Annotated in this window: 12 protein-coding genes; 9 read left to right on the top strand and 3 right to left on the bottom strand. The window is 65.2% G+C overall.

The features are described 5' to 3' along the window. Positions 1-96 precede the first annotated feature (96 nt). Positions 97-318: a hypothetical protein gene (locus TSA1_RS37745; protein WP_145984428.1), complete on the bottom strand. Its 222-nt coding sequence runs from the start codon at positions 316-318 to the stop codon at positions 97-99. A gap of 204 nt (positions 319-522) precedes the next feature. On the opposite strand from TSA1_RS37745, the gene TSA1_RS37750 reads away from it, so the two are divergent. Both TSA1_RS37750 and TSA1_RS37755 read left to right on the top strand, forming a co-directional pair. Next, the gene (locus TSA1_RS37750) at positions 523-1029 is read left to right on the top strand and encodes a hypothetical protein (protein WP_100181568.1); all 507 of its coding nucleotides are present in this window, start codon (positions 523-525) and stop codon (positions 1027-1029) included. A gap of 9 nt (positions 1030-1038) precedes the next feature. Continuing rightward, positions 1039-2049 (top strand): helix-turn-helix domain-containing protein, encoded by a 1011-nt coding sequence (locus TSA1_RS37755; RefSeq protein ID WP_100180752.1) that lies wholly within the window; start codon positions 1039-1041, stop codon positions 2047-2049. 145 nt (positions 2050-2194) lie between these two features. Here TSA1_RS37755 and TSA1_RS37765 read toward each other — a convergent pair whose 3' ends face one another. Both TSA1_RS37765 and TSA1_RS41090 read right to left on the bottom strand, forming a co-directional pair. Next, positions 2195-2455, bottom strand: a complete 261-nt coding sequence (locus TSA1_RS37765; protein ID WP_097659875.1) for a DUF1488 family protein — start codon at positions 2453-2455, stop codon at positions 2195-2197. Positions 2456-2730: 275 nt separating this feature from the next. Next, complete coding sequence (locus tag TSA1_RS41090) at positions 2731-3144, bottom strand: hypothetical protein (RefSeq protein ID WP_161497307.1); 414 nt, start codon at positions 3142-3144, stop codon at positions 2731-2733. On the opposite strand from TSA1_RS41090, the gene TSA1_RS37775 reads away from it, so the two are divergent. From TSA1_RS37775 to TSA1_RS37805, 7 genes are all read left to right on the top strand, one after another. Then, positions 3143-3547, top strand: coding sequence for a hypothetical protein (locus TSA1_RS37775; protein WP_100181569.1), 405 nt, complete (start codon positions 3143-3145; stop codon positions 3545-3547). The genes TSA1_RS41090 and TSA1_RS37775 overlap by 2 nt on opposite strands. 146 nt (positions 3548-3693) lie before the next feature. Next, on the top strand, positions 3694-4515 hold the full coding sequence (locus TSA1_RS37780; protein WP_100180753.1) for an NAD-dependent protein deacetylase: 822 nt from the start codon (positions 3694-3696) through the stop codon (positions 4513-4515). 138 nt (positions 4516-4653) lie between these two features. Beyond that, entirely contained in the window at positions 4654-6738 is a 2085-nt protein-coding gene (locus TSA1_RS37785; protein WP_100180754.1) for a hydantoinase/oxoprolinase family protein, read from the top strand. Positions 6739-6740: 2 nt separating this feature from the next. Next, positions 6741-8399, top strand: coding sequence for a hydantoinase B/oxoprolinase family protein (locus tag TSA1_RS37790; protein ID WP_100180755.1), 1659 nt, complete (start codon positions 6741-6743; stop codon positions 8397-8399). Between the two features lie 36 nt (positions 8400-8435). After that, positions 8436-9437: a TRAP transporter substrate-binding protein gene (locus tag TSA1_RS37795; RefSeq protein ID WP_100180756.1), complete on the top strand. Its 1002-nt coding sequence runs from the start codon at positions 8436-8438 to the stop codon at positions 9435-9437. Between the two features lie 10 nt (positions 9438-9447). Then, complete coding sequence (locus TSA1_RS37800; RefSeq protein ID WP_100180757.1) at positions 9448-10041, top strand: TRAP transporter small permease subunit; 594 nt, start codon at positions 9448-9450, stop codon at positions 10039-10041. A gap of 31 nt (positions 10042-10072) precedes the next feature. Continuing rightward, positions 10073-11377, top strand: a complete 1305-nt coding sequence (locus TSA1_RS37805; protein WP_100180758.1) for a TRAP transporter large permease — start codon at positions 10073-10075, stop codon at positions 11375-11377. Positions 11378-11875: the final 498 nt, after the last annotated feature.

Consider the following 11875-nt stretch of genomic DNA (forward strand, 5'->3'; position numbering starts at 1 on the left):
CGCGAAGGCGGCCCGTCGGTCAGGTCTGAAGCGGTCATTTTCAGTGAGGTAATATGATGCCTGTCGCGTGCCGCTCCGGAAGAAGGGGCCAGCCTCTCATTCGGTCGGGCCAGCGAAGTCCCCGATCGGCTCCGGGACCGATGCGTCTGTCGCCACGAAGGCCGGCGCTGCCACGGCGAATTCGGCGTCTTCCGCGAGCCGCTCCACCAGGTCGAGTATCCTCTGCCTTCCGGGGTTGGTGAGACGGAGAAACGCCCTGATGAGCCGCAGCTCTTCGTATCGCCTTGGATCCGGCGCGCCACCGTCGTTGACCGTCATGCCTTCCATCGCGATCGTTACCTCGAGTGGCCGTCATCGCCGTCGCGAACGCAGCGGCGAGCGATGTCGCGGTGCGGCCGAACGCCTGAAGTCACAATGATAAATTGAGAACCGCCGGCAAGTCGCCGCATACTCATTTTGGGTATGGCGGATGATCCGCTCGCCATAGCCATCGTTTACAAGATGGATGTTGGTTTTCGATTCATGCGCAATGCTTCAGATATCATCCGGACGGTCTCGCGACATACGCTCGCCTACATGCTGTTCTCGATGAGCGAGCTGTTCCGGCACTACGAGGAATTCGATCCACTGGACCTTCTGATCGTGCATGCGGTGCTGAACGCGAACGTCATCCACGTGATGAACGATCCGGTGTTGGACGAGAAGTTCTCCAGCATTCATGCCGTCGAGCCGGATGTGATCAAGCAGGGGGTCTCTCGTGCGGCACTCTCCCGCTTCCTCAGCCTGCCGCTCGAGACGGTCCGCCGCCGCGTGACGGGACTGAAGAGGCGGAAGATCCTCGAAGAGACCAAGGCCGGACTGATCGTGACCGAGCAGAACGCATTCAGGTTCGGAAACAACCACGAACTGCAGAAGACCAACATGCTGCTGCTGACCAAGCTGCTTCGCGATCTCAAGCGCGCCGGCATCAATGGGCCGGACGATCTGCGCGCCTCCAAGGTGGCCGCGTCCGCAAGAAAGGCGAAGTAAGCGCACGACATGGATCAGGGCCATCTCGATATCGGGCGCGACGGCGCGCAAAAGCCGGCGACGGACCGCTTGATGTCCTTCCAGGGTCTCAAGCCGTCGCCGGCCCTCGAGCTCAGGGCCTACGATATCGATCATTTCGGCGAGACTGAAAGATATGCCGGCGCATCCAGCATGCCCTTGTCGGCGGGAGCGATGGCCATCATGCGGGCGCGGCTCAGCTTGCCGAACCTGACGCTATCGCTGGTGAAGACCTTTCCGCGGATCATTCGCGGCTATCAATTGACGAATGCCGCCGCCTTCGTGGTGCCGATGGACCACGTGACCTCGGCCCGCATCAACGGGCAATCGATGGGCCGTTCCATCGTCATCCTCAGAGGCGGCTCCGATTGCCTGGTCCACGAGCCCGAGGGCCGGCTGATCGCCGTCGTGTATTTCACTCCGCCCCCGCACGAGCCCTGGTCGCAACTCGGTGACGGCTATCATCTGGTGAACCCGACGTCGGACGTCCTGGCCTCGTTGCGCCGTCTGGTCTCCGTCACTTTGGAAACCGCGGCACATGACCCGGACTTCCTGAACGTGCCGATGTCGTTGACGGCCGTCGAGCAATCGCTGCTCGGCACGATGGAAGCTGCGCTGCGCAGCGGCACGACGGCCGGCCCCGTCTCGCCCAAGATGAACGGCTATCGGCGGATCGTCGCGGACATGGAACGCCTGATCCAGCAGGATCTGACGATCTGGCTCAAGACGCCCGAGCTTGCGGAGCAGGTGGGCGTATCCGTTCGCACGCTCCAGAGCGCGACCCAGGCCATCTGCGGCATCAGCCCGCATCGCTACAGCCGGGTCCTGAGGCTCTGGTCGGTGCGCAAGCAGTTGCGCAGCGTCGCGGGGCGGCGCAGCGTGAAGGCCTGCGCGATCGCTCACGGCTTCTGGCATCTCGGCGAGTTCGCGGCGAGTTACAGGGCGGCCTTCGGAGAGCTGCCGTCCGAGACCTTGCAGCGCGCGACGCAGGAAACGATCTAAAGCGTTTTCGAGCGAAGTGGACACCGGTTCGCGTGAAGAAAACGCGTCAAAACAAGAATCTAGAGCTTCGGTTCTGATTCAATCAGAACCGAAAATGCTCTAGAAACGTGGGTTCACGGACGAAATCACGAACTCATTGGCCGCGTCAGAAATCTCCTGCGAGCAGGTCGTAGGAGCCCCTGCTGCCGCGGACGTACTTCCTGGCCGCGGCGGCACATATCAAGTCGCGATTGCGATCGAACGCGTTCAGGAATCCCGATTCGGTCGCATCGGCGCCCGGTTGAATCCGCTTCAACGCGCCTTCGTCGATGAAGAACGAGGCCTCGATGGCGCTGTCGTGTCCCCAGAACCGCACGGCACGCCGTGTCTGGTCATATGAGCGACTGTGATTTGGAAAATCAATCATGGTTCGGGCCGATCGGGTTGCAGGTGCCGTGCGCCTTCACGCCGTTTGAGCCGGCGGCACGACTGGGTGGCCGACGCCGGGCTTGCGTGGGTCAGGAACACGGACGTTTCGTCGAGGCCTGACAAGAGAGAGCCGGTTGCGCCTCTTTCAAATGATGATCCGGCGACAGGGTTACAACCCGCTGCGGTGCTGCTCGGGACAAATAGTCCGTCGCAAGCCTCGCTATTTGGCGAAGAGTGCCTATATCCCCTCGATCACCGCTCGCCCCTCGGCCGTTATCGGTGACTGAGAGCATTGCGCTCCCGCCGCGACCAAGAGGCGGTCAATATGTCGGATTCCCCCGGATTCATCCTTCGCGAGTGGCTCGTACCTCCGGTCTTGCTGCCGGTCTTCTTCGTGCTGTTGATCGCCGTTTCGATGTTGATCCAATGGTAGTCGGCTTCGGCGTGGCTTTGCATGAGGATGCTCTCGCGACAGAGCTGCACCACCGCATCAAGAACACGCTCGCGATCGTCTCCCAGAGTCTGCGGAACCTGCATGATGTGGAAACACGCACAGCAGGCCGTCGAGGCTCGGCTATTGGCGCGCGGCCGGGCGCGCGATCTCCTTGTGAGCGCGAGCTGGTCGAACGCCGACCTCGGGCCGGTCGTCCGCAGCGCGCCGAGAATTTCAACGAAAGGAGGCGGCATGTTCAAATTTCTACAGTATCGCGCAAAAGCGGCCGCGTACGGCGAACTGGCCAGGAGTTCGCCCGGCAAGGATGATACCCGCAAATTCGAGAAACTGCAGGATAGCCTTGCTTGGCGCGCGGACAACGAGCAGGTTCTCGCTGACCAATACGCGGATGCAGTCAGCGCCGGTGAGGCGGAGCGACTGCGTGGCGCAGCCCTCGCGGCGGAGGAGGAGCGCGTTTTGCGCTGTCTCGGCGCGGCCGTCATCATGCAATGGAATTCCCTGCCGACGACGCTTCAGCGGGAGATCTTCGACACCGCCGGTTCGGTCGGAACATTGTTGGACACGGCGGCGCTCCGCGGGCAGATTGCCCGGTTTCTTCACAAGCATAGGCATGACACCGATCCCGCCAAGATCTGACGGGAGACGCGTTCGGGGCAGAACAAGCTGGTGCGCGAGCATTCGCCGCCGGCATTTCGCCGGCACGGATCGATCCGTTGCCCGCCTCGGGGCGGCGGTCCGGGAGTGATCTGGCAAAATGTCGCGGCGCGAACTACATCTGCGCCATGGCAAATGCTCCGCTGGCAAACCGACCGCTGCAGGACTTCGTCGACCGGCACGAAAAGCTGTTCGTGCTGACCGGCGCCGGCTGCAGCACCAATTCGGGCATTCCCGATTATCGCGACGGCAACGGCAACTGGAAGCGGACCCAGCCGGTCAACTTCCAGGCTTTCATGTCGGAGCAACATACCCGTCAGCGCTATTGGGCGCGCAGCCTGATCGGCTGGCGTCGGTTCGGCCGGGCGAAGCCGAACGATGCGCATCATGCGCTGGCCCGGCTCGAGGCGAACGGGCGCTGCGGGATGCTGCTGACCCAGAACGTCGACCGGTTGCATCAGTCCGCCGGCCACCGCGAGGTGATCGACCTGCACGGCCGGCTCGATCTGGTCCGCTGCATGGGCTGCGGAGCGAACACGTCGCGCGAGGAATTTCAGCACGCGCTTGGGCGCGCCAATGCGACGTGGCTGGCGCTCGATGCCGCCGATGCACCGGATGGCGACGCTGATCTGGAGCACGAGGACTTTTCGTCCTTCCAGGTGCCTCCTTGCGACGCCTGCGGCGGCATTCTCAAGCCTGACGTCGTGTTCTTCGGCGAGAACGTGCCGCGCGAGGTCGTCGCCGCCGCGCAGGATCATCTGGCGCAGGCCGACGCCATGCTGATCGTCGGCTCGTCGCTGATGGTCTATTCCGGATTCCGCTTCGTAAAGGCTGCCGCGCAGCGCAACATTCCGATTGCGGCGGTCAATCTCGGCCGCACCCGCGCCGACGATCTGCTGACGCTGAAGGTCGAGGAGCGCTGCGAAGCGGCGCTTGCATTCCTGCTCTGATCGCGGGGCTCGCGAACACGCCTTGCCTATTGCATAGGTGCCAAGCAGAATGGCTTGGTGCGGCGTTCCCAGTCATCCATGGCATGGAAATTGCTGCGCTTTCGACGACAGTTTCGACGATCAGCCGGAGAATTTGGAATGCTTGAGGGAGCCGAGGTGCGGCTTGCCGTCGATATCGGTGGCACGTTCACCGACATCGTGCTGGACGTGGGTCAGGATCGCAAGACGCGCAAGCTGCTGACGACGCCGCAGCGGCCCGAACAGGCGGTGCTGGATGGAATGCGTCTCATTCTCGCCGACGCACGTGCCCACATCAGCGACATCGATGTCTTCATTCACGGCACCACGCTCGCGACCAACGCCATCATCGAGCGCCGCGGTGCCAAGACGGCGCTGATTGCGACCGAAGGCTTTCGCGACGTGCTCGATATCGGCACCGAGAGCCGCTACGACCAGTATGATCTCACCATCGACAAGCCGAGGCCGCTGGCGCCGCGCAGTCTGCGTTTCACCGTGCCCGAGCGCGTCGATGCGCACGGTGCCGTCCGTCTCGCGCTCGACGAAGCGTCGGTGCGCGCACTCGCGCCGAAATTGCGCGAGCTGGGCGTCGAGAGCGTCGCGATCGCCTTCCTGCACTCCTATGCCAATCCCGAGCACGAGCGGCGTGCGGCCGCGATCCTCGCCGAGGAGATGCCGGGCATTTCCGTGACGCTGTCCTCGGCCGTCTGTCCCGAGATTCGCGAGTATGAGCGCACATCGACCGCGGTCGCGAACGCCTATGTGCAACCCCTGATCGACGGCTATCTCGCCCGCATGGCCGACGCCTTGCAGGTCGAGCAGTTCCGCGGCGCGATCTATCTGGTCACCTCCGGTGGCGGCGTCACGTCGATCGAGACGGCGCGGCGTTTTCCGGTGCGCCTCGTCGAATCCGGTCCTGCCGGCGGCGCGATCTTCGCGGCGCAGATCGCGGCGCGGCTCGGCGAGAGCAAGGTGCTGTCCTTCGACATGGGCGGCACCACCGCAAAAATCTGCCTGATCGAGAAATACCAGCCCGAGACCTCGCGCGTGTTCGAGGTCGACCGCGCCGCGCGCTTCCTGAAAGGTTCGGGCCTGCCGGTGCGCATTCCCGTGATTGAGATGGTCGAGATCGGCGCCGGTGGCGGCTCGATCGCGCATGTCGACGCGATGAAGCGCGTCACCGTCGGGCCCGAGAGCGCCTCTTCGGAGCCGGGCCCGGCCTGCTATGGCCGTGGCGGCCAGCGTCCGGCCGTGACGGATGCGGACGTCGCGCTCGGCATGATCGATCCCGATGCTTTCGCCGGGGGCACGATCAAGCTTGATCCGGAGCTTTCGAAAAAGGCTCTGCTGAGCAGCGTCGGCGAGCCGCTGGGCCTGTCGGCGGAAACCGCGGCCTATGCCGTGCACGAGGTCGTCTGCGAGAACATGGCGAGTGCGGCGCGCGTCCATGCGGTCGAGCGCGGCGAGATCGTCGGCCAGCACACGCTGATCGCCTTCGGCGGCGCCGCGCCGCTGCATGCAGCGCGGGTTGCCGAGAAGATCGGCGTCTCGCGGGTGATCGTGCCGTCGAATGCCGGCGTCGGCTCGGCCGTTGGATTCCTGGCAGCTCCCATCGCCTATGAACTGGTGCGCAGCCGTCATGTCCGGCTCGACGATTTCGACACCGAGGCGGTCTCCGACCTCTTGCAGGAGATGGTGACCGAGGCGCGCGCATTGGTCGAGCCTGGCGCGGCTGGTGCGCCGGTGCGCGAGCGTCGCTCCGCCTTCATGCGCTATGTCGGCCAGGGCCATGAGATCTCGGTCGAACTGCCGAACCGCCGGCTGACGGCGGCCGATCTCGCCGGCCTGCGCCAGAAGTTCGAGGCGGACTATGCCGCGATGTTCGAGCGCTCGATCCCGGGCGCGGTCATCGAGGTGCTGAGCTGGTCGGTGCTCGCAACCACCGATGCCCGCAATCCGGCTGCCGTCGCCGCCGTCGCGCGCAAGCCGGCCGGCAAGGCGAGCGGCAGCCGCAAATTCTTCGACGGCCGGGCAGGCGAGGTGATCGAGATTCCGCTCTATCGCCGCGAGGACATGGCGCCGGGCGCGACCATCGCGGGCCCCGCGGTGATCGCGGAGGACGAGACCTCGACCTTCGTCTCCACCAGTTTCGACGCCCATATCGACGGTGCTGGCAGCATCGTCATGGAACGGAAGGCGGCCTGATCATGAGCAAGGCAAACGGCGCGAGCCTGATCGATCTCCAGATCATGTGGCACCGGCTGATCGCCGTGGTCGAGGAGCAGGCACAGGTGCTGCTCCGCACCGCCTTCAGCCCGATCGTGCGCGAATGTGGCGATCTCTCCGCCGGCGTGTTCGACCTCAAGGGCCGCATGCTGGCGCAGGCGGTGACCGGCACGCCCGGCCACGTCAACTCGATGGCGGAATCGGTCAAGCACTTCATCAATCACTTCCCGATCGAGACGATGAAGGAAGGCGATGCCTACATCACCAACGATCCCTGGATGGGCACCGGCCACCTCAACGACTTCGTCGTCACCACGCCCTGCTTCAAGGACGGCAAGCCGGTGGCGCTGTTCTCCTGCACCAGCCATCTCATGGACATCGGCGGCATCGGCTTCGGCCCCGACGCCACCGACGTGTTCATGGAGGGGCTCTACATCCCCATGCTGAAGCTGATCGACCAGGGCGTCGTCAACGAGACGCTGATGGCGATGATCCGCACCAACACGCGGCTGCCGATCGACACCGAGGGCGACACCTATTCGCTCGCCGGCTGCAACGACGTCGGCTGCGAGCGCCTGGTCGAGATGATGACCGAGTTCGGCATCGACACGCTCGACGAGCTCGGCGACTACATCTGTGACCGCTCGCGCGAGGCGGTGCTCGCCGAGATCGCGAAGCTGCCGAAGGGCAGCTGGCGCAACACCATGGTGGTCGACGGTTACGATGCCCCGGTCACGCTGGCGGCGACGCTGACGATCTCGGATGAGGGCATCCACGTCGACTTCGACGGCACGTCAGCGGCCTCGAAGTTCGGCATCAACGTGCCCATGTCCTACACCACGGCCTACACCGTGTTCGGGCTCGGATGCGTCGTGGCCTCGCAGATCCCGAACAATGCCGGCTCGCTCTCGCCGCTGACGGTGTCGGCGCCTGCGGGCGCGATCCTCAATGCGCCGAAGCCCGCACCGGTCGCGTCGCGCCACATCATCGGCCAGATGCTGCCCGACGTCGTGTTCGGCTGCCTGCGCCAGATCATCCCCGAGCGCGTGCCGGCGGAAGGCACCTCCTGCCTGTGGAATCTCAACGTGCGCGGACAGACCCGCTCCGGCGTCGGCGGCAATTACGGATTCTCGATGGCGGTCACCTCCAATGGCGGCACCGGCGCGCGCTTCGGCAAGGACGGATTGTCGGCCACCGCCTATCCCAGCGGCGTGCGCGGCACGCCGGTCGAGATCGCGGAGACGCAGACCCCGCTGATCTTCTGGCGCAAGGAGCTGCGCCCGGATTCCGGTGGGGCGGGGCGCACGCGCGGCGGCCTCGGCCAGATCATCGAGGTCGGCAGCGGCGTCGATGCGCCGTTCGACATCCTCGCCGCGTTCGATCGCATCGATCATCCGCCGCGCGGCCGCGACGGCGGCAAGAACGGCGAGGCCGGCTATGTCGGGTTGAAATCGGGCAAGAAGCTGCGCGGCAAGGGCTTTCAGCAGGTGCCGCCGGACGACCGGCTGGTGGTGCTGACGCCCGGCGGCGCCGGCATCGGCGATCCCGCGACGCGCGAGCGGGCCGCGGTCAAGGACGATATCGAGAGCGGGCTCGTGTCCGCCGACAACGCAGTTGCAGTTTACGGGTACGCGCGCTGACACGTCTGCGCGCGTGGTAACAAACGGAGGGGCTCGATGATCACGCGACGGAACTTCACCACGGGCGCAGCGACGCTGCTCGCCGCCGGCCACATCTCGACCCGCGCCCGCGCGGCGACGACGAGCTGGGACATGTCGACGGTCTGGCCCGACGGCAATTTCCACACCCAGAACGCGATGGCCTTCGCCGAAGAGGTGAAGAAGCAGACGGGCGGCGCGGTCGCGATCACCGTGAAGGCCGGCGGCCAGCTTGGCTTCAAGGGGCCTGAGCATCTGCGCGCCGTGCGCGACGGCCTGGTGCCGCTCGCCGACGTCCTCAACATCCAGCAGGTCGGCGACGAGCCCTTCATGGGCGTCGAGAGCATCCCGTTCCTGTGCGGCTCCGTGGAGGAGTTGAAGGTGCTGCACAAATATGTGCGGCCCGAATACGAGAAGATCGCCGCGCGCAACAACCAGAAGATCCTCTACATCGTGCCGTGGCCGACGCAGTACCTGCACCTCAAGGCGAAGGTCGCCGACGTCGAGGGCCTGAAGAACATCAAGATCCGCGTGCCCGACAAGAATGCGGTCGACATGCTCAATGCGATCGGCATGGCGGCCGTGATGATCCCCTGGGGCGAGACGATCCCCGCGCTCGCCTCCGGCGCGGTCGCCGGCGTTTCCACCTCCTCGGTATCGGGCGTCGACGGCAAGTTCTGGGAATTCCTGAAATACGTCTATCCGACCAACCACGTCTGGTCGTCGCAGATGCTCACCGTCAATCTCGACTCCTGGAAGGCGCTTCCTGCAGATCAGCAGAAGCTGGTTGCGGATATCGCGGCGAAGATGGAGCCCGGCTTCTGGGCCAACTCGCTCAAGGCCGACGTCGACAGCCTCAACCGCCTCAAGGAGGGCGGCATGGAGGTGGTGCCGGTCTCGGACGCGATGATGACGGACATCCGGGCCAAGACCGCGCCGCAGCTGGATGCTTTCCTCAAGCGCGTGCCGGCCGCGGACAAGCCGGTGCGGTCCTATCTCGCCGAAATGAAGCGCGGCTGAGGGCGGGATCGTGGCGAGCGTTTCGTCCGAAGCACCGCGGAGCCTCAATGCAGCGGCGCCCGCGCCGCTGCGCATCCTGCTCGACGGCATCGACCGCCTCGGCCGGCTCGACGGCTGGATCGGCGGCGGCTGCCTTCTGACGCTGACGCTGCTGATGCTGTGCGAGGTCGCGACCCGCTTCCTCTCGAACTTCCTGCCGTTCTTTCCCCCGACGATCTCGATCGCCTGGGAGTATTCCTCTTATCTCATGGCGGCGTCCTTCACCTTCGGCGCCGCCATGACCCTGCGCGTCGGCGGCCACATCCGCGTCGTGCTGTTGCTCAAGAACGCGCCCGCGCCGGTGCAGCGCGCGCTCGAGATTTTGTCAGCCGCGGCCGGCTTCGCCTTCATGGCGTTCCTGACCTCGGCCATGGCGAAGTTCGCCTTTGCAGCCTACACCCGCGGCCAGGTCTCGACCTCGAGCGATACGCCGCTGTGGTTTCCGGAAGCGGTGGTCACCTTCGGCATGCTGCTGCTGACGCTCCAGTTCCTGGCGCGCGCGATCCAGGCCGTGCTCGGCCTGCCGCTGGAGGATCATCGCATGAAGGCCTCGCCCGTCGAATGACAGCTTTGCTCGCTCCCGGATTCAAGCTCGCATGACCATCGAAGTCGTCGCCCTGTTCGCGATCCTGTTCGCGCTGCTGGCCTGCGGCGTGTGGATCGGCCTCACGCTTGCGCTCACCGCGACGCTCTTGCTTGCGATGTTCCGCTCGATCCCGCTCGACAAGCTGCTGCCGCAATATGCCTGGAACATCCTGACCACGCAGGAATTGCTGGCGCTGCCGCTGTTCATCCTGATGGGCGAATTGTTGTTCCGCACCCGCCTGTCGCGCTCGCTGTTCCAGGGCCTGGCGCCCTGGGCCGGGCTGCTGCCCGGCCGCCTGCTGCATGTCAACGTGATCGGCTGCACCATCTTCGCGGCGATCTCGGGCTCGTCGGCCGCGACCACGCAGGTGATCGGCCGCATGTCGCTCAACGAGCTCACGCGCCGCGGCTATTCCCGCGACATCGCGATCGGGTCGCTCGCCGGCGCCGGCACGCTCGGCTTCCTGATCCCGCCGTCCAACATCATGATCATCTACGGCGTGCTCGGCGACGTCTCGATCCTGAAGCTGTTCACCGCCGGCGTGCTGCCGGGGTTCCTGCTCGCCGCCACCTTCATGGCCTGGGTGATGCTGCACACCACGCTCAAGCCCGCGATGGTGCCGGAGACCGAAGCGAAACTTTCGCAGGTCCCGTGGAGCGAACGCTTCGCCGCGTTGAAGGATCTCGCGCCGGCGCTGTTCCTGATCGCCTGCGTGCTCGGCTCGATGTATGGAGGGCTCGCGACGCCGTCCGAGGCGGCGGCCGTCGGGGTGCTCGGCGCCGCGTTGGTCGCATGGGCGCAGGGCGCGATGTCGCAGCAGGTGATCCGCGACGTGTTGATCGGCTCGGTCGTGACCTGTTCGATGATCGCGCTGATCGTGTTAGGGGCCTCGATCCTGGGCAATGCCGCGGCGTTCCTCGGCATCCCTCAGGCGGTGGCGGCGTTCGTCAAGGGGCTTGGCCTGTCGCCCTTCATGCTGATCGTGGTGCTGGTCATCTTCTATCTCGTGCTCGGCTGCTTCCTCGACGGCTTCTCGATGATCGTGATGACGCTGCCGATCGTGCTGCCGATCGTGAAGGGGGCCGGCTTCGACGAGGTCTGGTTCGGCGTCTTCCTGGTGCTCGCCGTCGAGATGGCGCAGATCACACCGCCGGTCGGCTTCAACCTGTTCGTGATCCAGGGCCTGACGGATGACGGCCTCGGCTACATCGCGCGCGTCACGATGCCCTATCTGATGATCATGATCGGCTTCGTGCTGCTGCTGACGCTGTGGCCGGGCATCGTCACGGTTCTCCCGCGGGTGCTGTACGGGTAAACGGGTCGACTACCATTTGTTGTGGTGCCCGACGGGCAAAACACGCCAGCGCTGGGTCGATAGCCCCAGGCAAAAATATTCGAATTTACAGAAGTTCGGTTTTGCCGTACAAGCCGACGCATCCCGCCCGCCACAAGGGGCGTTTCGCGATCGTCACGAGACGCGGGCCGGGATGCGGTGGCCGCGACGGCGTCGGCGCGCAAGGTGGCTGCAGGGCGGGAGACCGTGAGCAGCGACGGGCGCGATACGACACGGCGTCGACAGCGTCTCAGTCCGGTCTCGATGGCGAGCGCACGCCAGCAATCGGGAACGCGGATGGGGATGTGCGCGGACGGAGAAGTCGTGTGGTCCTGACGCCCGGGGTCTGTGCGTCAAGTCCTGCGGAGATGTGGCCGCCAACCGGCGCCGCATCAATGATCCGCAAGGCGACGGGGGCAATAGTGCATCGCTCCCCGGGGAGAGCACGAAGGACACCGTGAAAACCATCGCGCAGGGAAG

Origin of the sequence: Bradyrhizobium nitroreducens (genome assembly GCF_002776695.1) — a bacterium.
Lineage (GTDB): Bacteria > Pseudomonadota > Alphaproteobacteria > Rhizobiales > Xanthobacteraceae > Bradyrhizobium > Bradyrhizobium nitroreducens.

What these genes read in the sequence shown, in the direction of transcription:
- TSA1_RS37765 (WP_097659875.1), bottom strand. Translation starts at nt 2,455, where the DNA reads ATGATTGATTTTCCAAATCACAGTCGCTCATATGACCAGACACGGCGT.
- TSA1_RS41090 (WP_161497307.1), bottom strand. Translation starts at nt 3,144, where the DNA reads ATGCCGCCTCCTTTCGTTGAAATTCTCGGCGCGCTGCGGACGACCGGC.
- TSA1_RS37755 (WP_100180752.1), top strand. Translation starts at nt 1,039, where the DNA reads ATGGATCAGGGCCATCTCGATATCGGGCGCGACGGCGCGCAAAAGCCG.
- TSA1_RS37795 (WP_100180756.1), top strand. Translation starts at nt 8,436, where the DNA reads ATGATCACGCGACGGAACTTCACCACGGGCGCAGCGACGCTGCTCGCC.
- TSA1_RS37785 (WP_100180754.1), top strand. Translation starts at nt 4,654, where the DNA reads ATGCTTGAGGGAGCCGAGGTGCGGCTTGCCGTCGATATCGGTGGCACG.
- TSA1_RS37805 (WP_100180758.1), top strand. Translation starts at nt 10,073, where the DNA reads ATGACCATCGAAGTCGTCGCCCTGTTCGCGATCCTGTTCGCGCTGCTG.
- TSA1_RS37790 (WP_100180755.1), top strand. Translation starts at nt 6,741, where the DNA reads ATGAGCAAGGCAAACGGCGCGAGCCTGATCGATCTCCAGATCATGTGG.
- TSA1_RS37780 (WP_100180753.1), top strand. Translation starts at nt 3,694, where the DNA reads ATGGCAAATGCTCCGCTGGCAAACCGACCGCTGCAGGACTTCGTCGAC.
- TSA1_RS37775 (WP_100181569.1), top strand. Translation starts at nt 3,143, where the DNA reads ATGTTCAAATTTCTACAGTATCGCGCAAAAGCGGCCGCGTACGGCGAA.
- TSA1_RS37750 (WP_100181568.1), top strand. Translation starts at nt 523, where the DNA reads ATGCGCAATGCTTCAGATATCATCCGGACGGTCTCGCGACATACGCTC.
- TSA1_RS37745 (WP_145984428.1), bottom strand. Translation starts at nt 318, where the DNA reads ATGACGGTCAACGACGGTGGCGCGCCGGATCCAAGGCGATACGAAGAG.